Source organism: Vibrio sp. 1167 (assembly GCF_033340375.1).
In the GTDB taxonomy this organism is placed as follows: Bacteria; Pseudomonadota; Gammaproteobacteria; order Enterobacterales; family Vibrionaceae; genus Vibrio; species Vibrio alginolyticus.
Genome location: NZ_JAWOWK010000012.1, coordinates 11,990 through 34,529 on the forward strand (window position 1 = coordinate 11,990; position 22,540 = coordinate 34,529).

24 protein-coding genes are annotated in these 22,540 nt (G+C 45.0%); 12 read left to right on the forward strand and 12 right to left on the reverse strand.

Translation table 11 applies throughout. The annotated features are described in order from the left end of the window. Positions 1 to 53 precede the first annotated feature (53 nt). Together lptG and lptF are read right to left on the reverse strand one after the other, a co-directional pair. Positions 54 to 1,124 (reverse strand): LPS export ABC transporter permease LptG, encoded by a 1,071-nt coding sequence (lptG, locus tag R7Z78_RS19765; RefSeq protein ID WP_005381071.1) that lies wholly within the window; start codon positions 1,122 to 1,124, stop codon positions 54 to 56. 3 nt (positions 1,125 to 1,127) lie between these two features. Then, on the reverse strand, positions 1,128 to 2,228 hold the full coding sequence (gene lptF, locus R7Z78_RS19770) for an LPS export ABC transporter permease LptF (protein ID WP_005381072.1): 1,101 nt from the start codon (positions 2,226 to 2,228) through the stop codon (positions 1,128 to 1,130). Between the two features lie 200 nt (positions 2,229 to 2,428). Here lptF and pepA point away from each other — a divergent pair, with 200 nt between their 5' ends. The 5 genes from pepA (at position 2,429) to R7Z78_RS19795 (ending at position 9,085) form a co-directional block, all read left to right on the forward strand. Continuing rightward, on the forward strand, positions 2,429 to 3,937 hold the full coding sequence (gene pepA, locus R7Z78_RS19775; RefSeq protein ID WP_005381073.1) for a leucyl aminopeptidase: 1,509 nt from the start codon (positions 2,429 to 2,431) through the stop codon (positions 3,935 to 3,937). A gap of 115 nt (positions 3,938 to 4,052) precedes the next feature. Continuing rightward, complete coding sequence (locus R7Z78_RS19780) at positions 4,053 to 4,502, forward strand: DNA polymerase III subunit chi (protein WP_031777270.1); 450 nt, start codon at positions 4,053 to 4,055, stop codon at positions 4,500 to 4,502. 96 nt (positions 4,503 to 4,598) lie between these two features. After that, positions 4,599 to 7,457, forward strand: a complete 2,859-nt coding sequence (locus R7Z78_RS19785; RefSeq protein WP_104975631.1) for a valine--tRNA ligase — start codon at positions 4,599 to 4,601, stop codon at positions 7,455 to 7,457. Positions 7,458 to 7,659: 202 nt separating this feature from the next. Beyond that, positions 7,660 to 8,064, forward strand: coding sequence for a DUF2061 domain-containing protein (locus R7Z78_RS19790; RefSeq protein WP_005381078.1), 405 nt, complete (start codon positions 7,660 to 7,662; stop codon positions 8,062 to 8,064). Between the two features lie 115 nt (positions 8,065 to 8,179). Then, positions 8,180 to 9,085 (forward strand): bifunctional helix-turn-helix transcriptional regulator/GNAT family N-acetyltransferase, encoded by a 906-nt coding sequence (locus tag R7Z78_RS19795; RefSeq protein WP_104975632.1) that lies wholly within the window; start codon positions 8,180 to 8,182, stop codon positions 9,083 to 9,085. A gap of 19 nt (positions 9,086 to 9,104) precedes the next feature. On the opposite strand, the gene R7Z78_RS19800 is transcribed toward R7Z78_RS19795, so the two are convergent. Further along, positions 9,105 to 9,905: a glycosyl hydrolase 2 galactose-binding domain-containing protein gene (locus R7Z78_RS19800; RefSeq protein ID WP_104975633.1), complete on the reverse strand. Its 801-nt coding sequence runs from the start codon at positions 9,903 to 9,905 to the stop codon at positions 9,105 to 9,107. A gap of 154 nt (positions 9,906 to 10,059) precedes the next feature. Beyond that, positions 10,060 to 10,473, reverse strand: coding sequence for a ribonuclease E inhibitor RraB (rraB, locus tag R7Z78_RS19805; RefSeq protein WP_005381081.1), 414 nt, complete (start codon positions 10,471 to 10,473; stop codon positions 10,060 to 10,062). A 583-nt stretch (positions 10,474 to 11,056) separates the two neighbouring features. Between rraB and arcA the strand changes: the two genes are divergently transcribed. From arcA to R7Z78_RS19835, 6 genes are all read left to right on the forward strand, one after another. Further along, positions 11,057 to 12,277 (forward strand): arginine deiminase, encoded by a 1,221-nt coding sequence (gene arcA / locus R7Z78_RS19810; protein ID WP_005381082.1) that lies wholly within the window; start codon positions 11,057 to 11,059, stop codon positions 12,275 to 12,277. Positions 12,278 to 12,433: 156 nt separating this feature from the next. Then, positions 12,434 to 13,438 (forward strand): ornithine carbamoyltransferase, encoded by a 1,005-nt coding sequence (locus R7Z78_RS19815; RefSeq protein ID WP_104975634.1) that lies wholly within the window; start codon positions 12,434 to 12,436, stop codon positions 13,436 to 13,438. 99 nt (positions 13,439 to 13,537) lie between these two features. Continuing rightward, the gene (locus R7Z78_RS19820; protein ID WP_005381084.1) at positions 13,538 to 13,633 is read left to right on the forward strand and encodes a hypothetical protein; all 96 of its coding nucleotides are present in this window, start codon (positions 13,538 to 13,540) and stop codon (positions 13,631 to 13,633) included. An 86-nt stretch (positions 13,634 to 13,719) separates the two neighbouring features. Next, positions 13,720 to 14,649, forward strand: coding sequence for an aspartate carbamoyltransferase (pyrB, locus tag R7Z78_RS19825; RefSeq protein ID WP_104975635.1), 930 nt, complete (start codon positions 13,720 to 13,722; stop codon positions 14,647 to 14,649). Positions 14,650 to 14,664: 15 nt separating this feature from the next. Beyond that, positions 14,665 to 15,126 carry an aspartate carbamoyltransferase regulatory subunit gene (pyrI, locus tag R7Z78_RS19830; RefSeq protein ID WP_005381086.1) on the forward strand — a complete coding sequence of 154 codons (462 nt, stop codon included), beginning with the start codon at positions 14,665 to 14,667 and terminating at the stop codon, positions 15,124 to 15,126. A gap of 130 nt (positions 15,127 to 15,256) precedes the next feature. Then, positions 15,257 to 15,646 carry a RidA family protein gene (locus R7Z78_RS19835; protein WP_005381087.1) on the forward strand — a complete coding sequence of 130 codons (390 nt, stop codon included), beginning with the start codon at positions 15,257 to 15,259 and terminating at the stop codon, positions 15,644 to 15,646. Positions 15,647 to 15,731: 85 nt separating this feature from the next. Here R7Z78_RS19835 and R7Z78_RS19840 read toward each other — a convergent pair whose 3' ends face one another. The 8 genes from R7Z78_RS19840 to mlaF all read right to left on the reverse strand — a co-directional run bounded on the left by R7Z78_RS19840 (position 15,732) and on the right by mlaF (position 21,173). Continuing rightward, positions 15,732 to 16,457 carry a 1-acylglycerol-3-phosphate O-acyltransferase gene (locus tag R7Z78_RS19840; RefSeq protein WP_005381088.1) on the reverse strand — a complete coding sequence of 242 codons (726 nt, stop codon included), beginning with the start codon at positions 16,455 to 16,457 and terminating at the stop codon, positions 15,732 to 15,734. A gap of 155 nt (positions 16,458 to 16,612) precedes the next feature. After that, positions 16,613 to 17,869 (reverse strand): UDP-N-acetylglucosamine 1-carboxyvinyltransferase, encoded by a 1,257-nt coding sequence (murA, locus tag R7Z78_RS19845; RefSeq protein ID WP_005388419.1) that lies wholly within the window; start codon positions 17,867 to 17,869, stop codon positions 16,613 to 16,615. A gap of 9 nt (positions 17,870 to 17,878) precedes the next feature. Continuing rightward, positions 17,879 to 18,133, reverse strand: a complete 255-nt coding sequence (gene ibaG, locus R7Z78_RS19850; RefSeq protein ID WP_005381092.1) for a BolA family iron metabolism protein IbaG — start codon at positions 18,131 to 18,133, stop codon at positions 17,879 to 17,881. A gap of 3 nt (positions 18,134 to 18,136) precedes the next feature. Then, positions 18,137 to 18,457 carry a lipid asymmetry maintenance protein MlaB gene (locus tag R7Z78_RS19855; protein WP_005381093.1) on the reverse strand — a complete coding sequence of 107 codons (321 nt, stop codon included), beginning with the start codon at positions 18,455 to 18,457 and terminating at the stop codon, positions 18,137 to 18,139. Further along, entirely contained in the window at positions 18,457 to 19,095 is a 639-nt protein-coding gene (gene mlaC, locus R7Z78_RS19860; RefSeq protein ID WP_017821301.1) for a phospholipid-binding protein MlaC, read from the reverse strand. Before mlaC ends, R7Z78_RS19855 begins: the two co-directional genes overlap by 1 nt. A 2-nt stretch (positions 19,096 to 19,097) precedes the next feature. After that, on the reverse strand, positions 19,098 to 19,586 hold the full coding sequence (gene mlaD, locus R7Z78_RS19865; RefSeq protein ID WP_005381099.1) for an outer membrane lipid asymmetry maintenance protein MlaD: 489 nt from the start codon (positions 19,584 to 19,586) through the stop codon (positions 19,098 to 19,100). 2 nt (positions 19,587 to 19,588) lie between these two features. Beyond that, complete coding sequence (mlaE, locus tag R7Z78_RS19870) at positions 19,589 to 20,380, reverse strand: lipid asymmetry maintenance ABC transporter permease subunit MlaE (RefSeq protein WP_005381100.1); 792 nt, start codon at positions 20,378 to 20,380, stop codon at positions 19,589 to 19,591. After that, complete coding sequence (gene mlaF, locus R7Z78_RS19875; RefSeq protein WP_005388422.1) at positions 20,370 to 21,173, reverse strand: phospholipid ABC transporter ATP-binding protein MlaF; 804 nt, start codon at positions 21,171 to 21,173, stop codon at positions 20,370 to 20,372. Before mlaF ends, mlaE begins: the two co-directional genes overlap by 11 nt. A 374-nt stretch (positions 21,174 to 21,547) precedes the next feature. Between mlaF and R7Z78_RS19880 the strand changes: the two genes are divergently transcribed. Next, the gene (locus R7Z78_RS19880) at positions 21,548 to 22,513 is read left to right on the forward strand and encodes a calcium/sodium antiporter (protein ID WP_005381102.1); all 966 of its coding nucleotides are present in this window, start codon (positions 21,548 to 21,550) and stop codon (positions 22,511 to 22,513) included. The last annotated feature ends 27 nt before the right edge of the window (positions 22,514 to 22,540 follow it).

The window sequence follows — 22,540 nt, forward strand, 5'->3', positions numbered from 1 at the left end:
CCTTCCTTTTACATTTGGTTCGGTAAAACTTGGTTTATTCGATGATGCTTCAGTTATAGCTTTCTTCGTAGCAGTGCAATCGCAATAGCTAAGAACACCAAACTCGGGGCCAAAGCACCAAACACTGGGGATATGCCATACACCAAGCTTAATGGACCAAAGAACTCACTGGATATGTAAAAAGTAAACCCGGCAACCACGCCCGACAATACCCTTGCCCCCATGGTCACGCTTCTGAGTGGACCGAAAACAAAAGATAGCGCCATTAACATCATCACAGCAATTGAAAGCGGCTGAGTCAACTTACGCCAAAACGCCAACTCATAGCGAGATGCATCTTGTTCCGATGCTTTCAGGTAAGTCACATAATCATACAAACCGCTCAGTGACAATTCTTCTGGCTTCACGGTCACCACAGCTAGCTTATCTGGTGCCAAAGAGGTGTGCCACTCCATCTGTTCGATGTCTTGCTTTGAAATTACGTTTTCATTTTCCATGTCCGTAATTTGTACGTAGCGCATCAGCCAGTTGTTATCTTGTTGGTAGTCGACTTCTTCGGCGAAAATAACTTTTTGTAGATTCTTATCATCATCAAAACGCCACATATTTAAAGCATAAAGCTTGTCGTCTTCGACTTTACCGATAAAGATAAAGTCGTTTGCGTCACGAGCCCACACACCTGAGCGCACAGACACAATGCTACCACCTGATATCGCAAACGCACGTAAGTCACGGGCCATCTTCTGGGCCTCAGGAGCGCCCCATTGGCCTAACGCCATAACGACAATCATGAGTGGGACGGCCGTTTTTAGTACCGATAACCCGATATCCAGCTTAGAGAAACCAGCAGCTTGCATCACCACCAGCTCAGAGCTTGAAGCCAACATACCTAAGCCGATCAGGGCACCGAGTAATGCCGCCATTGGAAAGAACATTTCGATATCACGCGGCACACTGAGTAACACAAAGTACAACGCATGAGTGAGGTCGTACACACCTCGCCCTACTTTACGTAGCTGTTCTACATATTTGATGATGCCCGATAAGCCAACAAACGTCGCTAAAACCAAGGCAGTGGTAGAGATGATGGTTCTACCGATGTAAAGGTCTAAGATTTTGAACACAGCTTACGCGAGCCTCTTCTTGCGGAATTTGTCTTTTATTCGTCTAGCAGCAACGCTGTCCATCATATTCGCCATGATAGCAACAATCAGCAACATCGCATTGATTGGCCACATACCAATAGCAGCCGGGATGTCACCATCTTCTAATGCAGATTTGGTTGCACTGATCGCCAAGAAATACGCTAGATAGATCAGAATCGCAGGCCCCATTTTGGCAAACCGTCCCTGACGCGGATTCACCGCAGACAAAGGAATAACGAGCATTGTTAAGAGTGGAATACACACAAATAACGAAATTCGCCATTGTAGCTCCGCTTGCGCCTCTGGATCTGGGTGACCTATCAAGTCAACCGTTGGGTATGCTTCCCAGTCTCGCCCTTTCTTTTTGACCTCACGTTGGCCGATAACACCTTCGTATTCATCGAATTTCGTGATCATATATTCAACGCGAGTAGGCACACCTTCATAACGCGTACCTTCTTTCATAGTGATGATCTGACGACCGTCCGAAAGCTCTTTTACTTCACCAGAAGATGAGAACATCACACTCGGTAACACTGAATCTCGAGGGCGCATCTGCGCAACAAAAACGTTGCTCAAGGTATTGTCTTTAATGTCATCGATGAACACAACCGATGAACCGTCTGGTGTACCTTGGAACTGACCTTTTTTAAGTAGGTCAACGCTGTTTTCTGACGCTACCTGCTCATAAAGCTGCTCAACGCGGTCTTGAGACCACGGCGATAGCCACAACGCATTGAAAGCCGCCACCGCTGAAGTAATCAACGCTAGGTATAAGGCCGCTTGAACCAAGAATTTATTACCAATACCTGTCGCGTTCATTACGACAATTTCGCTCTCTGCATACAGACGACCAAATGTGATCAATATGCCGATATACAGACTTAAAGGCAGCATTAACAGACCCATTGCTGGCATGTTCAAACCAACAATCGAGAAAATCAATCCAGCAGGAATATCCCCATCAGAAGCATCAGCAAGAACACTTATGAATTTCTGGCTTACAAACACCAAAAAAAGTACGAAAAAAATCGCAAATTGGCTCTTGAGTGTTTCGCGGATCAAATATCTAACAATAATCACGCTGAAATTACCTATACAAAACTTGTTTTTTTGGTCGAATCACTATAGTTTCCCGTTGAACCATTTATTTTTTTAAAAATTATAAACTAGATGTTAGTCGCTTAATCAGCTCTGCATGTAAGCCTGGAGCTAAAATTCAACAAGTAAGCGATCATTATCTAACATTTAGAGCAATTTGTCTTCAGGATGTAGGAGTACGCATGGAGTTCAGTGTAAAAAGTGGCAGTCCAGAGAAACAACGTAGCGCATGTATCGTTGTTGGTGTGTTTGAACCACGTCGCCTTTCTCCAGTAGCCGAACAACTTGATAAAATCAGTGACGGTTACATCAGTTCACTACTTCGCCGTGGTGATCTAGAGGGTAAACCTGGTCAGATGCTGCTACTGCATCAAGTACCAGGTGTTTTGTCAGAGCGCGTTTTACTTGTCGGTTGCGGCAAAGAGCGTGAACTTGGCGAGCGCCAGTACAAGGAAATCATTCAAAAGACGATCAGCACACTTAACGAGACAGGCTCAATGGAAGCGGTATGTTTCCTAACTGAACTGCATGTTAAGGGTCGTGATACATACTGGAAAGTGCGCCAGGCTGTAGAAGCGACTAAAGATGGTCTATACACATTTAATCAATTCAAGAGCGTGAAACCTGAGACTCGCCGCCCACTGCGCAAGCTTGTTTTCAACGTACCAACGCGTCGTGAATTGAACTTGGGTGAAAAAGCAATCACTCATGGTCTTGCTATCGCATCAGGTGTCAAAGCCTCAAAAGACCTTGGCAACATGCCACCAAACGTAGCAAACCCAGCTTACTTAGCCTCTCAAGCTCGTCGTCTTGCTGACGATTACGAAACCGTAACCACCAAGATCATTGGTGAGCAAGAGATGGAAAAACTGGGTATGACCTCTTACCTAGCAGTAGGCCGTGGTTCTAAAAACGAATCTATGATGTCTATCATCGAGTACAAAGGTAACCCTGACTCAGATGCAAAACCGATTGTGCTCGTAGGTAAAGGTCTAACCTTCGACTCAGGCGGTATCTCTCTAAAGCCGGGCGAAGGTATGGATGAGATGAAGTACGACATGTGTGGTGCGGCATCGGTATTCGGTACAATGAAAGCGCTAGCGAAGCTAAACCTACCAATCAACGTTATTGGTGTTCTAGCGGGCTGTGAAAACATGCCTGGCAGCAACGCTTACCGTCCAGGTGACATCCTAACGACCATGTCTGGTCAAACTGTAGAAGTTCTGAACACGGATGCGGAAGGTCGTCTTGTTCTTTGTGACGCACTGACTTACGTAGAGCGTTTCGAACCAGACTGCGTGGTTGACGTTGCAACGCTAACTGGTGCTTGTGTTATCGCACTAGGCCACCATATCAGCGGCGTAATCTCTAACCACAACCCTCTTTCTCATGAGCTAGTAAACGCTTCTGAGCAAGCGAGTGACCGTGCATGGCGTCTACCAATGGCAGACGAGTACCACGAACAGTTGAAAAGCCCGTTTGCGGATATGGCAAACATTGGTGGTCGCCCTGGTGGCACAATTACTGCGGGTTGCTTCTTATCTAAGTTCGCGAAGAAGTACAACTGGGCACACGTCGATATCGCAGGTACCGCGTGGAAATCAGGCGCAGCGAAAGGCTCAACGGGCCGTCCTGTCTCAATGCTTGTCCAATTCCTTTTGAACCGCAGCGGCCAAGAGACAGAAGAGTAATTTCTGAACAGAATCTAAAAGGGCCGCAAGGCCCTTTTTTATTATCCTAATTTTCTAAAATGAAAGTGGGACTTAAGATGGTCTTAGGAAGAGACCCAAGGCAAGTGAGAGAATGATGCAAACTGCAACCTTCTACATCATTAACGAAGAGAGCCCGCAAGCAACGGTGGCTGGCTTTGAAGAATACATCGTGTTTTTGGCTCAGCACTTTGCTCGCCAAGGCGCTAAAGTGTATTTAAACTGCCAAGACAAACCACACGCCGAGCAGCTCGCTGAAGCCTTTTGGCAAGTTGATGCAGACAAGTTCATGGCACATAACCTCGTAGGCGAGGGACCGAAATACGCCACCAATATTGAAATCGGCCATGAAGGTGTAAAACCTAATTGGAACCGTCAGCTGGTAATTAATTTGGCGGAAAATGAGACAACCTTTGCGAACAAGTTTGCTCAAGTGGTAGACTTCGTGCCCTGCGAAGAAAAAGCTAAACAACTCGCAAGAGAAAGATATAAAATTTACCGTCAAGCAGGTTACCAGCTGCAAACGATCGAAATTCAATATCCTTAACGGTCAATCCTTATAGTTAAGGCGATCTTGTTAAGATCCCTCACTTATAAAGATTGACTAAGATTCAACCATCAACGTATCCATTAAAAGAGCGCTATGGAAAAGACATACAACCCAACTTCAATCGAACAAGCTCTGTATCAGACTTGGGAAGAGAAAGGCTACTTTAAGCCACACGGTGACACTACTAAAGAATCATACAGCATCATGATCCCGCCACCGAACGTCACTGGTAGCCTACACATGGGCCACGCGTTCCAAGATACGATCATGGATACGCTTATCCGTTGTGAACGTATGAAGGGTAAAAACACCCTTTGGCAAGTAGGTACTGACCACGCTGGTATCGCAACTCAGATGGTTGTTGAGCGTAAGATCGCTGCAGAAGAAGGCAAAACAAAACACGATTACGGTCGTGAAGCTTTCATCGACAAAATCTGGGAATGGAAAGGCGAATCTGGCGGCACTATCACTAAGCAGCTTCGTCGTCTTGGCGCATCTGTAGACTGGGATCGTGAACGCTTTACGATGGACGATGGTCTATCTAACGCCGTTCAAGAAGTCTTCGTACGTCTATACGAAGACGATCTAATCTACCGCGGTAAGCGTCTAGTTAACTGGGATCCAAAGCTACACACAGCGATTTCAGATCTAGAAGTAGAGAACAAAGACACTAAAGGCCACATGTGGCACTTCCGCTACCCACTAGCAGATGGCGCTAAAACAGCGGATGGCAAAGACTACATCGTTGTTGCAACGACTCGTCCAGAGACCGTGCTAGGCGATACGGGTGTTGCAGTTAACCCAGAAGATCCACGTTACAAAGATCTTATCGGTAAAGAAATCATCCTTCCTATCGTTGATCGTCGCATCCCAATCGTGGGCGATGAGCACGCAGATATGGAAAAAGGTACTGGCTGTGTGAAAATCACACCTGCGCACGACTTCAACGACTACGAAGTAGGTAAGCGCCACCAGCTACCAATGATCAACATTCTGACTTTCGACGCGAACATCCGCGACTCAGCAGAAGTATTCAACACTAACGGCGAAGCAAGCGACGCTTACAGCACTGAGCTACCAGCTAAATACCACGGTATGGAGCGTTTTGCCGCTCGTAAAGCTATCGTTGCTGAATTCGACGAGCTAGGTCTACTTGAAGAAGTGAAAGATCACGATCTACAAGTTCCTTACGGCGACCGTGGTGGCGTTGTTATCGAACCAATGCTAACTGACCAATGGTACGTACGTACTGCGCCTCTAGCGAAAACCGCAGTTGAAGCAGTAGAAAACGGCGACATCCAATTCGTTCCTAAGCAATACGAAAACATGTACTTCTCTTGGATGCGTGACGTTCAAGACTGGTGTATCTCTCGTCAGCTATGGTGGGGTCACCGCATCCCAGCTTGGTACGACAACCAAGGTAATGTTTACGTAGGTCGCACTGAAGAAGAAGTTCGCAAGAACAACAACCTAGAGTCAGTCATTGAACTTCACCAAGACGAAGACGTACTGGATACGTGGTTCTCTTCTGCACTATGGACGTTCGGTACTCAAGGTTGGCCAGAGCAAACTGACGATCTGAAAGTATTCCACCCTTCAGACGTACTAGTAACTGGTTTCGACATCATCTTCTTCTGGGTTGCGCGCATGATCATGATGACCATGCACTTCGTGAAAGACGAAAACGGCAAACCACAAGTACCATTTAAGACGGTTTACGTTACTGGTCTAATCCGTGACGAAAACGGCGACAAGATGTCCAAGTCGAAAGGTAACGTACTTGACCCAATCGACATGATCGATGGTATCGACCTAGAGTCTCTCGTAGAGAAGCGTTGTGGCAACATGATGCAGCCTCAACTAGCGAAGAAGATCGAGAAGAACACTCGTAAGACGTTTGAAAACGGTATCGAAGCATACGGTACAGACGCACTGCGTTTCACTCTTGCAGCAATGGCATCAACAGGTCGCGATATCAACTGGGATATGAAGCGTCTTGAAGGTTACCGTAACTTCTGTAACAAACTATGGAACGCAAGCCGTTACGTAATGATGAACACAGAAGAGCAAGATTGTGGCTTCAACGGTGGTGAGATTGAATACTCACTAGCAGACAAATGGATCGAGTCTCAGTTTGAACTAGCAGCGAAAGCGTTCAACAACCATATCGACAACTTCCGTCTAGATATGGCTGCGAACACACTTTACGAATTCATCTGGAACCAATTCTGTGACTGGTACCTAGAGCTAACTAAACCCGTTCTATGGAAAGGTACTGAAGCGCAACAGCGTGGTACTCGCCGTACACTAATCACGGTACTTGAGAAGACGCTACGTCTAGCTCACCCTGTGATTCCTTACATCACAGAAACTATCTGGCAAAGCATCAAGCCACTAGTTGACGGTGTTGAGGGCGAGACAATCATGCTACAAACTCTGCCTCAGTTTGACGAAGCGAACTTCCACCAAGAAGCGCTAGACGACATCGAGTGGGTGAAAGCGTTCATCACTAGCATCCGCAACCTACGTGCTGAATACGACATCAACCCTGGTAAGCCGCTTGACGTTATGCTGAAAGCAGCAAATGCAGAAGATGCCTCTCGTCTAGAAGCAAGCAAGCAAGTACTGATGTCACTAGCGAAGCTAGAAGCAGTACGCGTGCTTGAAACTGGCGAACAAACTCCTGCATGTGCGACAGCACTGGTTGGTAAGTCTGAGTTGATGATCCCAATGGCAGGTCTGATCGACAAAGATGCTGAGCTTGCTCGTCTAGATGGCGAAATCAAGAAAACTCACGGCGAAATCAAGCGTATCGAAGGCAAACTAGGTAACGAAGGCTTCGTAGCGAAAGCACCTGAAGCAGTTGTTGCTAAAGAGCGTGAGAAGCTTGAAGGCTACAAAGAAACGCTAGCTAAGCTAGAAGAGCAGAAGACAACGATCGCTGCGCTTTAAGCCTCAGTGAAAGAGAAGAATTAACACTTCTCACTTTTGGTTCAAAAGGTTGGTCATCATGGCCAACCTTTTTTGTATACATTTCACCAAAACCATCATCAATAGCTTCCCCCTATCACAACAATACTCATTACCCATTATCATTAATGAGAATTATTATCGATAATGAACTCATCGAAACAAACACGATTGAGTAATTATCATGAAAAAGACACTAACTTTCGCAGCACTGCATTTTACTATCGCATTTAGTGTCGCTTACGTACTCACAGGCGACATTCTAATTGGTAGTTTAATTGCCATGATTGAGCCTTCAGTGAACACCGTAGCCTTCTACTTTCATGAAAAGGCATGGGCAAAAGTCCCAGCACTTAAAGCTCGTCAGTGGATGACCAAATTAAAAACCGCAAGCTTTGCGACCGTGCACTTCAGCGTCGCTTTTACCGTGGTTTACTTACTAACAGGTGATGCATTCGTCGGCGGCGTAATGGCGATGCTAGAGCCGAGTTTGAACACGGTGGCTTACTACTTCCACGAGAAAGTATGGATGCGTAAATCATCAGAAAAAGCTCCAGCACCGCAGTTTTGTTTACATCACCACGCTTAAACATGGAGGCTCACTACGTCTCCTAACGAGAAAAATGACATTTACCATTGACAAGGTTGCGCACCGCAATTAATTTAATTGCGGTGCGCAACTTTATTTTTAGAGGTAAGTGATAATGAACGCTCGTCAACTTCGACACTACTCCCGTCAAGCCGTCCGATTGCTTGGTATGCTTGATAAACAATGCAGCGATGTCGCTCTCACTCCAGTGCAAGCGCACGCATTGGGTGAAATCCAATTGCAGCCATTGACCATCAATCAGCTGGCACAGCAGCTTAATGTCGACAAGTCCAACGCGAGCCGAACCGTTACTGGTTTGATTAAATTAGGTTTGGTCGAGAGCATCGAAAACCCAAAAGACAAACGTAGTCAACTCGTAGCGATTACAGAGCAAGGCCAACAGGCGTTATCACAACTGGACCAACAGCAAAACCACTTCTTTGAACAACTGCTTACCCAACTCGATGACAGCGAGCAAGAGCAACTCAAACTTGGTCTAGAGACTTACCTAAAAGGGCTAACAAAAGTGTGTCAGTCTGAGGAATACGTTCTTCGACCTCTTACTAAAGCAGACAACCCGCAAGTCGCAGATGTGATTCGTAAAGTCTCTGCAGAATACGGCTTAACCGCAGACAAAGGTTATGGTGTGGCCGATCCAACGCTTGATGATATGTATTCGGTTTACAATCAATGCGGGGCCGCCTATTGGGTCATTGAACATCGCGGAGAGATCGTTGGTGGCGGTGGCTTTGCCCCTTTAGCGGGCGAGCCAAATGTGTGTGAACTACAAAAGATGTACTTCTTACCTCAAACACGAGGACACGGTTTAGCCAAACGCATCGTCGCATTGAGCTTACAATTGGCGAAACAATTTGGGTATCAGCAGTGCTATTTAGAGACAACTGAATGTCTGAGAGAAGCGGTAAGCTTGTATGAAAAGCTAGGCTTTGAGCATCTCGATGCCCCGCTTGGACAAACAGGGCATGATGCATGTGAAGTCGTAATGATTAAGATGCTGTAATAGATAATATTATTAGACGTTAAAGCACAACATGGGTAACACAAAGCTCCTGGCTCAAGGCAACAGTGAAGTTTTGGTGCTGCCCATCCAACTCAACAGACAACTGGTAGAGATCACTTGGATCAGGATCAGTAAGATCGGCATACTTTGGCGCTTCGATCTGGAATAAAGCGCTCGCATGCTCCGCTCGGACATCAATAGGAATATGGTAAGTCATGCCATTGAACTTAACCGATGCCGATACTAAACCCGGCGCAAAAGTTTGGTAGTACAAATCCACCTTAAACTCACAACCACCACCGTGGTGCCAAATCTGTTCAGTAGCCACGCGGTCTAAACGCACATTGCGAATAAACTGCAGATACGGCTCTTGCCATACCCCTAAGCGCTCGTCACTCTTTTGGTATTCATGATCTGCAAGTGAACACAACTCCGGTTTATCCTCATCCAACAGAAGATCTTCTTCTTCCTCAAGGAATAGGATCTCAAAACGGTTGCGCCCCATCTGCATGAACGGGCGAATGTCTTTCTTGTAGACATTTTGAGAACCGTCACAGTCAAACAATGCTACTCCGTTCAAACGCACTTCTGCATGGTAATCCACACCACCCAACACCATTTCTACCGCTGGGAATGCCATCATGGATTCGTCCACTTCAATGTCATGCATCAGGTGCCACTCTTGCTGACGAATTGCTTCTTCTGTCAGTTCAGCTGGCAATACCTGACTCAAAGGAGCAGGGAAAGTAATGTCATCCTGTGGGATAGAAAGGTCCGTCAGTGGAGAGACTTGCCATAAACCGGCGAGTGAGAGTTGCATATACACCTTGAGCTAGATCAATTTTCACGCATTATAGGGAGAAATCCCCTATAAACTCAATGTGAATTATTTATCGCCTCCACATTCGTCAGTTTTTCAAGGTATAAAAAAACCAGCGTTAAACGCTGGTTTTTCCAAAAGTAGTGAGCTTTGATTACTCGTCGTCTTCATCTTCTTCAGGGTAAAGCGCATCTTCGCCTTCGTAGTACGTACCCCAACCGTCATAGATGATGTCGTATTTTTCTGCCAAGTGAATCAATTTTTCAACTTGCGCATCAATCGCTTCTGCGTCTAGTGCGGACTCCATAGTCGCATCACAGCAAAGCAACTTGTTACCATCTTCATCTTCAGTTTCTTCTGCTTCAAGAACTTCAAAGCCCATCTTGAATGCTTCAACTACCGCTTTTTCTAGCGTGTCAAAATCTTCTGCAAACAGGTGGTGCTCAATTTCGTATAGCGAATCTGGATCGCTGCCATCTTCTAGCAATGCTGCAATGATATCGCGAGTCTCTTCCTTTTGAATCTCAATTAATTCTTCTACTGATAGATATTCATCTTCGTGAGACATGTTTTGGCTCCAGATTAGTTACTTGATGGAAACACAATACCCGATACTGAGTATGCTGATCCGGTGAAATATGGCATGGATTGCGATGAAAAGCCACAAACAAACATCATACCACTGCGATTCTTATCGGTTATTTGAATCTAAATATTAAACCGACCACACAAAGAAACAAAAAATTAACAAAGAATGGCATTTTTTAATATTCAGAACATCCTAATTGACACTTAATGTGGTTATTTTCTCTTTCTATGCGTGTTTATGATGCTTTCTTGAATACACTCACGTGTAAAACGAAGAAGCATAACGAATAAATTCACTTTAATAATGCATAATTTAGAATAAAAATGCACGTTTTATGCACTGTGCGTGTATTCTTTCTCAACGGGAAAATTAGAATAAAAACGCACGCACTCTAATTTTAGTAAAACAGCATTTATATCTAATAATAAATTTATTAAGAATCAAAATAAAAATAAAACACTAACAAAACCAGAAACAACAGAATATAAACAAAGCTTGATAACTTGCATCTTTCTAGGAAGCTTGTCATAACTAATGGCTGGAAAATTTGTAAGGATACAAAATGAGCAAGCTGTACGTTGGATCAGAAGTTGGTCAACTTCGACGAGTTCTATTAAATCGCCCTGAACGCGCCCTAACCCACTTAACTCCGTCAAACTGTCATGAGTTGCTATTTGATGACGTTCTTGCTGTAGAAGCGGCAGGTGAAGAGCACGATGCATTCGCACGTACGCTGCGCGAGCAAGACGTTGAAGTGCTTCTCCTCCACGATTTACTGGTCGAAACCCTCGCCGTTCCAGAAGCAAAACAATGGCTGCTGAACACTCAGATTTCTGACTTTCGCTACGGGCCAACATTTGCGCGAGACCTACGCCAATACTTTTCAGAAATGGATGATGAACATCTTGCCTGCATCTTTTTAGGTGGCTTAGCATACTCAGAGCTACCGATCTCCTCATCTTCTATGCTGCCAAAAATGAAGCGTCCTCTCGACTTTGTTATTGAGCCACTGCCTAATCACCTCTTTACTCGTGATACCTCATGTTGGGTTTATGGCGGCGTTTCTCTTAACCCGATGATGATGCCTGCACGCCAACGTGAAACAAACCACCTACGTGCGATTTATCGTTGGCACCCAATTTTTGCTGGCCAAGATTTTATCAAATACTTCGGTGACGATGATCTGCATTATGATAATGCTAATGTCGAAGGCGGTGATGTGTTGGTTATTGGTAAAGGTGCAGTTCTGATCGGTATGTCTGAGCGTACGACCGCGCAAGGCGTAGAGAACCTTGCAGCGAGCCTATTTAAAGCAGGCCAAGCTACCGAGGTGATTGCAATTGATCTGCCTAAACACCGCTCATGTATGCATTTAGACACTGTGATGACCCATATGGATGTAGATACTTTCTCTGTCTACCCAGAGATCATGCGCAAAGATCTCGACACATGGCGCTTAACACCAAAAGGCAACGGTGAAATGCATGTTGAAGCCTCACATAACTATCTGCACGCGATTGAGTCCGCTCTTGGCTTAGATCAGCTGAAAATCATCACCACTGGTGGCGACAGCTATGAAGCGGAACGCGAACAATGGAATGATGCCAATAACGTTCTAACTGTAAAACCGGGCGTAGTAATTGGTTACGAACGCAACGTATACACCAACGAAAAATACGATAAAGCTGGCATCAAAGTACTGACAGTACCTGGTAACGAGCTTGGTCGTGGTCGCGGTGGCGCTCGCTGTATGAGCTGTCCAATAGAGCGAGACGATATATAACTTACTCGTCCCTTTACATTAGGTGAATCAAAACTAAGGTTGATGTGAATACATCAACCTTTTTTAGCTTTATTTGAAAATAATTATTCACAATAAAAGCATTTATATGTTTTAATGAATTCTATTAATCTAATCACATGTACTAAGGGACGAGCTATGGCTTTCAATTTACGTAACCGCAACTTTTTGAAGCTATTGGACTTCTCAACCAAAGAAATCCAGTTTTTGCTCGAACTGTCTGCAGAGCTGAAAAAAGCTAAATATGCAGGAACAGAGCAGAAGAAACTTCAAGGTAAAAACATCGCACTAATCTTTGAGAAATCTTCGACTCGTACCCGATGTGCGTTTGAAGTCGCTGCCTTTGACCAAGGTGCTCAAGTCTCTTACATCGGCCCTTCTGGCTCGCAGATCGGTCATAAGGAATCGATGAAAGACACCGCTCGTGTTCTTGGTCGTATGTACGACGGGATTGAATACCGAGGCTTTGCCCAATCCATTGTTGAAGAGCTTGGTACGTATGCTGGTGTTCCAGTGTGGAATGGTTTAACGGATGAGTTCCACCCGACCCAGATCCTTGCTGACTTCCTGACCATGCAAGAGCACGGCCGTGGTAAACAGCTGCATGAAATAACCTTCGCTTACCTAGGTGATGCGCGCAACAACATGGGTAACTCACTTATGGTGGGCGCAGCGAAAATGGGCATGGATATTCGCCTTGTCGCGCCAAAAGCGTTCTGGCCTGAAGAAGAGCTCGTGGCAACTTGTCAAACTATCGCGCAACAAACCGGTGCAAAAATCACGTTAACAGAAAGCGTTGAGGAAGGTGTGAAAGGTTGTGACTTCCTATACACCGACGTTTGGGTGTCTATGGGTGAGTCTGCCGAGGCATGGGATGAACGTGTAGCGTTAATGACACCTTATCAAATCAATATGGACGTGATTGAGCAAACGGGTAATCCACATGTGAAATTCATGCACTGCCTTCCAGCTTTCCACAATGATGAAACCACCGTCGGCAAAGAAGTCGCTGAAAAATACGGTATGAAAGGCCTTGAAGTAACAGAAGAGGTATTTGAATCGGAATACTCCATCGTATTCGACGAAGCTGAAAACCGTATGCATACCATCAAAGCCGTGATGGTTGCGACGCTAGGAAGCTAAACCAGTGCGCAAAAACAGCCGATAAAAACCATGATGTAATCGCTTGCGCTCACGAAAGTTAAGCGTATAATGCTCGGCAATTTGTCTGAGGATTAAGAAATGACCACGCTGATTGCTGACGTAAAAACGCGATTTGCTCTCGCTAAGCGACTACGCTTACGTGGTGTTATTTTCGTTAATTCTATTGAATTTTAAAACCTCCCCATTGGGGAGGTTTTTTTATGTCCAAAATTCCTTTCGGTTATTTGGATGTAGTCATCAATGTTATAGGGAAGAAGATCATGGCGAACTCGCTTTACCAGAAGCACATCATCTCTATTCCAGAGCTTTCACGCGAAGAACTGGAACTTATCGTAGAAACAGCAGGTAGCCTTAAAAAAGCACCTCGACCAGAACTGATTAAAAACAAAGTCGTTGCAAGTTGTTTCTTTGAACCATCAACACGTACACGTTTATCGTTTGAAACAGCGATTCAGCGCATTGGTGGTGACGTGATTGGCTTTGATAATGATGGTAATACCTCTCTGGCGAAAAAAGGCGAAACACTCGCAGATTCAGTACAAGTCATCTCTTCTTACGTCAATGCCTTTGTGATGCGTCATCCACAAGAAGGCGCCGCTCGCTTGGCATCTGAATTTTCAAATGGCGTGCCAGTGATCAACGCGGGCGACGGTGCAAACCAACACCCAACTCAAACGCTACTCGACCTATACACCATCGCGGAAACACAAGGGCGTCTAGACAACCTGAACGTCGCATTCGTAGGTGACCTAAAATATGGCCGCACAGTGCACTCACTGACTCAAGCCTTAGCAAAGTTTAACAACATCCGCTTCTTCTTTGTTGCACCAGATGCGCTGGCAATGCCAGATTACATCTGCGAAGAACTAGACGAATCTGGCATTCAATATAGCCTACACACAGACATGGAAAGTGTGATTCCTGAACTGGATATTCTGTACATGACACGCGTACAGAAAGAACGTTTTGACGAATCGGAATACGCACATATTAAGTCGGCTTACATCCTAACGGCGGCACTACTAGAAGGCGCGCGTGAGAACTTGAAAGTGCTGCACCCACTACCACGTGTGGATGAAATCACAACTGATGTTGATAAAACGCCTCATGCTTACTTCTTCCAGCAAGCTCAAAATGGCGTGTATGCTCGCCAAGCACTGCTGGCACTTGTTCTAAACGAAACACTGTAATCGAGGGGAAAAATCATGGCTAAAGAAACTCAATTGCAGGTAGAAGCAATCAAAAATGGTACGGTCATCGACCACATCCCTGCGCAAATCGGCATCAAAGTATTAAGACTGTTCGATATGCACAATTCATCACAACGCGTAACGATTGGACTGAACTTGCCATCATCAGCACTCGGTCATAAAGATCTACTCAAAATCGAAAATGTGTTTATCAATGAAGAGCAAGCGAGCAAGCTAGCGTTGTATGCTCCTCACGCGACCGTGAATCAAATCGAGAATTATGAAGTGGTGAAAAAGCTCGCGTTAGAGCTTCCTGAGCGCATCAATGATGTATTTGAATGCCCAAATTCAAACTGTATTTCTCATAATGAACCAGTAGAAAGCAGCTTTAGCGTGTTCGAGAAAAAACAAGAAATCCGCCTAAAGTGTAAATACTGCGAGAAAGTGTTCTCACGTGAGATCGTAACCGAGCGATAAACACGCCGCACGACTAGGCTGTGATACGTTTAAAATACCCTGCAATGCCAGGGTATTTTGCTCTTTACCTACCGAGGGTTTAGAGGCAAACTGAGAATCTTTATTCCCTACAACTGATGGAAAAAATCAAATGACGAAAGTACTTCACACTGAGTCTGCACCAGCAGCAATCGGTCCTTACGTTCAAGGCGTAGATCTAGGTAACATGGTTCTTACTTCAGGCCAAATCCCAGTAAACCCAGCGACAGGTGAAGTGTCTGCTGATATCGCAGAACAAGCTCGTCAGTCTCTAGAAAACGTAAAGGCTGTAGTTGAATCTTCAGGTCTTAAAGTATCTGATATTGTAAAGCTAACGGTTTTTGTTAAAGACCTAAATGACTTTGGCACAGTGAACGAAGTTTACGGCAAGTTCTTTGATGAGCACGGCGTAGCAAACTACCCTGCACGCTCTTGTGTAGAAGTGGCTCGCCTACCAAAAGATGTTGGCATCGAGATTGAAGCAATCGCTGTTCGCAAATAATTGCACTTGCTGACAAACATAAAAAAACGGGTAGCTCAGGCTACCCGTTTTTTATTGTCTTTTCGTGATGATATCGCAGTAAAACTTAAGCAGCATTACGCTGTTTGACTTCTTCATCTAACGATTCAAGCTTCTCTTTCATCTGTTCACGACAGATATTCGCTAACTCGCGAATGCCCTCTTTACCATAGCCTTCAGTGCTGATTGGAGGTAGCATTTCAACAATCACATGACCATTGTTCCAACGGTTCAGCTTAATTTTATTCGTCGAGCTACATACGATAGGAATGATTGGCACACCTGCACCAATTGCCGCATGAAAAGCACCTGTTTTGAATGGCAGCAAACCACGCCCACGAGAACGCGTGCCTTCTGGGAACATCCACACCGAAACATCACTTTCTTTCATGCTGCTCACGACCTGATCGATAGTACCTTTTGCTTTAGAACGATTCGCTCGGTCAATCAGAATGTTACCCGTAAGCCAGTAAAGCTGACCAAACAGTGGCATCCAAGCCAAGCTCTTTTTACCTACTGTCACAACTTTCGGAGTCACAGCCGCAGAAACAGTAAACATGTCCCAGTTGTTCTGGTGGTTAGCAATGTATACATGTTGGCCGCGTGAATACGCATCTTCAGGGATACGCAACTCTAACTTAATCCCAAACACACGAGACATCTTGGCAAACAAACGGCCAAAAGTGAAAACGTGCTTAGGATTTCTAGGGCTTAATAGGCAGTAACCACAACCACCAATAAACATAACAATCGCAAAGATAGCGACAGCAAATACACGTAACAGTGCAATCATTCTTGTTCTCCAGGAACCGGCTTTTGCCAGATACAGATATTAATATCTCTCTTTCCATAAAGGGAAAATATGGTCATGAGAGTGATATAAAAAAGCCGAAACTCAGGTTTCGGCTCTCTTGATATCCAAGTTACCTGCGGTGCAGTTTAACTTGCCTAGCTCACTCGCTCAATATTTGCGCCAAGTGCAGCCAGTTTATTTTCGATTTTGTCGTAACCACGGTCGATATGGTAAATACGATCAACGACGGTTTCGCCTTTAGCAATGCAACCTGCAATAACCAAACTAGCCGAAGCTCGTAGATCGGTTGCCATCACTTGCGCACCGCTGAGTGACTCAACATCACCACAGATAACCGTATTGCCTTCGATCTCAGCTTTAGCGCCCATACGCATGAGTTCTGGTACGTGCATAAAGCGGTTTTCAAAGATAGTCTCTGTAATCACGCCGCCACCTTTCGCCATCATATTCAGAAGCGTAAATTGAGCTTGCATATCCGTCGGAAAACCAGGATGTGGCGCAGTACGTACACTTACCGCTTTTAGCTCGCGGTCGGTCATATCAACGGAGATCCAATCTTCACCCGTTTCGACAAGCGCGCCAGCTTCTTCCAGCTTGGCGAGAACCGCTTCAAGCAAATGAGCATTAGTGTTGCGACATACCACTTTACCGCCAGATACTGCTGCTGCGACAAGGAATGTTCCCGTCTCAATACGGTCAGCAACCACGTTGTGTTTACAACCGCCTAGGCGCTCAACACCTTCAATCGTAATGGTATCTGTGCCAGCGCCAGAGATTTTTGCGCCAAGCTTATTTAGGAAATCAGCGGTATCGACGATTTCAGGCTCACGCGCAGCGTTATCTAGTGTTGTTGTGCCTTCCGCCAGCGCTGCGGCACACATGATGGTAATCGTCGCGCCTACGCTGACTTTATCCATCACGATGTGCGCGCCTTTTAGACGACCATCCACTTCTGCTTTCACATAACCATCTTCTAATGTAATGGTTGCGCCAAGCTGCTCTAAACCAGAAATATGTAGATCCACAGGACGAGCGCCAATAGCACAACCGCCTGGTAAAGAAACCTGACCTTGACCAAAGCGCGCCACCAAAGGACCCAAAGCCCAAATAGAAGCACGCATGGTTTTCACCAAGTCATAAGGCGCACAGTATTCTGTAATACTGCTTGGATCAACATGAACAGAGCCATTGCGGCTTACTTTCGCGCCTAAACGCTTAAGCAATTCCATGGTTGTATCGATATCACGAAGGTGTGGTACGTTTGCCACTTCTACTGGCTCTTCCGCCAAGATAGACGCAAATAAAATCGGCAGTGCTGCGTTTTTTGCACCTGAAATGGTCACTTCACCAACTAGTGGTTTATCTGACCCAATAACTCGAAACTTTTCCATCAATAAACCTTAAAGCGACATCAATTTCTTATCACGAGCCCACTCTTCTGGTGTGAACGCTTTGATTGATAATGCGTGAATGTCGTTACGCTGGATGTATTCCATCAGAGGAGCATAAATTAGCTGCTGCTTCTTAACGCGGCTCATTCCATCGAAACAAGCATCAACAGCAACCACTTCATAGTGGCTACCTTCACCTTTCACATGCACTTCTTGAAGGTTTAGTGCTTCTTCTAATAACTGTTGTACTTTTGCGCTATCCACAATTTACCCCTGATAATTCTGTATGTGTTTGGCCACTAAAGATTCAACATTGCTCAGTTGAAACAAAGTGCGCAGTTGCGCCGGCACGAAACTGAGCATTATATGACAGTTTTGCTTTTTTGCATGCTCTAATAAGTGGATTAACATCACCATTCCTGCAGAGTCGACGCGCTCTATCTCTTTTAGCGAGCATTCCAGCTCCGATTGAGCAGGTTGCCATTGCTGTGCATACGCCCACAATGAAGGCACTGTATCTCTATCAAGTGCCCCTGTTAGCTTAAGAATGTTTTGATCCAATTGCCACTGAGCGGGAGTCTGGGCCATTATTTCTTCGCCTCGAAGCGGATCGGTTCTGCGGCCAATTTTTCTAGGTCTTTAGCAACAGATAGAATACCTTCTTGACGAATTTTACTGTTCCATTCGGATTGTTTACTAGAAAGCAAACTAATGCCCTCTGCAATCATATCGAATGCTTCCCACTCACCAGAGTGGTTGTCTTTACGCAGTTTAAACTCAAGTTTGATGTTTGGACGCGGAGTATCGATGATATCAACTTTAATGCTTGTAATACGCTTAGAGTCATCAATGCTAGGCTCAGGACCAAACTCAATTTTTTGGTCAGAGTATTGCGTCAACACTTGTGCATAAGACGCAATCAGGTACGCACGAAATGCATCGATAAACTCAAGTACATCTTCACGCTTAGCACCTTTTAAGTTTGGACCAAGAAGTTTTAACCCTGCATAGCGGTAGTTGACGTAAGGCATTAGCTCTTCTTCAACGATCACTTTAAGTAAATTTGGATCTTGTTTGATTTTCGGCTGTTCGGCTTTCAATCTTTCGAACGTGACTTCAGCTACCTGCTTCATCATCTTATAAGGTTCAGTTTTATCCACCTCTGCTGCTGTTGCTCCAAAGACGCTAAACACAGCACAAACTGAAAGTAGTAATCTCGCTAACATAGTTATTCCTTACTTGAGTCGTCTGAACCACCTACGCTGTAGAGTACTTGACCAATTAAGTCTTCAAGCACAAGCGCCGATTTGGTGTCTTCGATGGTATCACCATCCACCAGCATGACTTCATCATCAAAAACGAAGCCAGGTACTAAACCAATGTATTGCTCACCAATCAGGCCAGATGTCAAAATTTGTACGCTCGACGTTTCTGGGAACTGATTGTATTTGCTATTGATAGATAGTGTTACAACTGGCAATAAGTTGTCTGGGTTAAGCGAAATACTACTTACTCGACCAATCACAACGCCCCCCACTTTTACGGGAGAACGAACTTTTAAACTGCCAATATTATCGAACTCGGCTTTGAGGGTATAAGTATCACCAGAGCCAATGCTTTTTACGTCAGCAACTTGAAAAATCATCACAAGAATCGCGCAAATTCCCGCTAATACAAAGCTGCCAACCCATAATTCAGTTTTACGTGTTTGTTGCATGATTAATTCCCAAACATCAATGCGGTCAGTACAAAGTCTAATCCTAGTACTGCTAAAGAAGAATGCACAACAGTGCGCGTAGTTGCTCGGCTGATCCCTTCCGATGTTGGAATAGCATCATAACCGTTAAATAGAGCGACCCAAGTAACCGTAATTGCAAACGCAAAACATTTGATCATACTGTTACCAATGTCTTGCCCTAGCTCAACAGAGGACTGCATCGCTGACCAAAAACTGCCGTGATCAACGCCTTTCCAGTCAACACCAACAAGCTGAGCGCCCCAAATTCCCACAGCCATGAAAATCATAGCCAGTAAAGGCATTGAGATAACCCCAGCCCAAAACCGTGGTGCAATCACTCGTTTCAATGGGTCTACCGCCATCATTTCAAGGCTAGACAGTTGTTCCGTTGCTTTCATTAGACCTATCTCTGCGGTTAACGCAGAACCGGCACGACCAGCAAACAAAAGTGCAGTAACAACGGGTCCTAATTCACGGAGTAACGAAAGCGCTACCATTTGCCCCAAACTGCCTTCTGCGCCGTAATCCACCAACACAACATAGCCTTGTAGACTCAAAACCATTCCAATGAACAGACCAGATACGACGATGATCGCCAGCGACTGAACACCAACAGAATAAAGTTGCTTAACAAGCAGAGGAAAGCTTCTGATCGGTTGTGGCTTAGAAAATAGCGCCCCAATCAACATGAAAGTCGCACGACCAAATGCTCCGCAAATAGAAAGCGTGCGTCGACCCAACGATGCGACAAAGTGAATGAAGTTATCGACCATCAAATAAGTCCTTTTCGATACTTTGAGAAGGGAAACGAAACGGTACAGGACCGTCGGCATCACCTTGTAAGAACTGCTGGACACGAGGATCAGAGTTTTGAGTCAGCTCTTCTGGCGTACCATAGGCGATGATTTTTCCATCGGCCATCAGGTATACCCAGTCAGCAATACTCATGACTTCAGGTACGTCGTGAGAAACCACAATAGAGGTCAAACCTAACGCTTGGTTTAGATTGCTAATTAGCTCAACCAAAACGCCCATAGTGATTGGGTCTTGCCCCACAAACGGCTCATCGTACATGATCAGGTCAGGATCAAGTGCGATTGCACGAGCCAAAGCAGCGCGTCTTGCCATACCACCTGAAAGCTCACTCGGCATTAATTGCGCCGCGCCGCGTAGACCGACAGCTTCGAGCTTGAGTAACACCATGGTGCGAATCAAATCTTCCGATAAATCGGTATGCTCTCTCAATGGAAAGGCGACATTATCAAAAACATTCAAATCAGTGAATAAAGCCCCTGACTGGAACAACATGCTCATTTTCTTTCGAGCATGGTAGAGTTTTTTACGCGAGAGAGAGGGAATATTGTCGCCATCAAACCAGATCTCTCCTTGCTCGGGATACAACTGACCACCAATCAAACGCAGCAGTGTTGTTTTACCAATTCCCGATGGTCCCATAATGGCCGTCACTTTGCCCTCAGGAACATGCAGATCAATATCATCAAAGATCATGCGTTCTCCCCGTGAAAAAGTGAGGTTGTTCACGGTGACTAAATCGTTGTTCGACATATCATCTCTTCTACTGTAGGAGCGTTGCAACTCACGGAATCATCAAGCAGATACTCATCGGAGTTGAATTCTACGTTTAATAAAGTAACGTCGGTATATTTATTAGGCTGCAATCATAAGCACATTGGCGTTGAATTTAAAGCACTGTTCAATTAAATAAAGTCGACTATATCCCTGCAATTTCTCATGGTTTATGACCTAATTAGCACGAAGTGTTTAAATCCTAGACCAGAATTGCTCATTTAAATGAGTGAGATTTACATACATTTTCGTTACTAACCTTTAATTTATTCTTCGTTTATCTTCCATTTTAGGCCGCAAAAGGTCAAAATTAGCGGTTATTCATTTTACTTATTTAATACTTAGGAATTCTCATGCTCGAAGCCGTTGCGTTGCTTATAGTCGGTCTTGTTTTGCTTGTTTGGAGTGCAGATAAACTTGTTTTTGGCTCTGCAGCGATAGCCCGCAACGTCGGTATTTCCCCGCTTGTCATCGGCATGACAATCCTTGCGATGGGCTCATCTGCCCCTGAGATGATGGTATCTGCAACCGCTGCTTGGGATGGTAAAACAGATACAGCTGTGGGTAACGTATTAGGCTCAAACATAGCGAACATTGCGTTAATCCTAGGTATTACAGCGCTGATCAAGCCTTTGTCGATTAGCTCCGCCGTCATACGCCGAGAACTTCCACTCATGATAGCCGTAACCGTACTCGCTGGTATTCTGCTTTGGAATAGCCATCTCGGTTTTTATGAGGGTGTCTTATTGTTTGTACTCTTTGGGGCATTTTTATTTGCTATGTTGCAAATCAGCCGCAAAGAGCAAAAATCAGGTGATGTTTTTCTTGATGACCAAGAGTCAGAGATCCCAGAAGGCGTCAGCAACCCTAAAGCAATCATGTGGGTGGTTATTGGCTTGATACTGCTTCCTTTGGCAGCCAGCATGCTGGTTGATAACGCGGTAATCATTGCTAAACACTTTGGTATGAGCGACCTTGTTATCGGCCTAACTATTATCGCCATTGGCACTAGCCTGCCAGAACTAGCCGCATCACTTGCGGGAGTTTTAAAGGGTGAAGACGACATGGCTGTCGGTAACATTATCGGGTCGAATGTGTTTAACATTCTGGCGGTAATGGGGATTCCTGGCATCATTAATCCATCGGTGCTCAGTGAGTACGCGATGGGCCGTGACTTCTGGGTCATGTTAGGCGTTTCATTGTTACTTGTCGCGATGTGTTTGGGTAAATCACGCAGTATTAACCGTATTGAAGGTGCCATCTTGTTTGTGTGCTTCTTAGGTTACCAAGTGTACTTATTCGCAAACATGACCGCTTAATTACCACGATCAATAAGTAGAGATCTG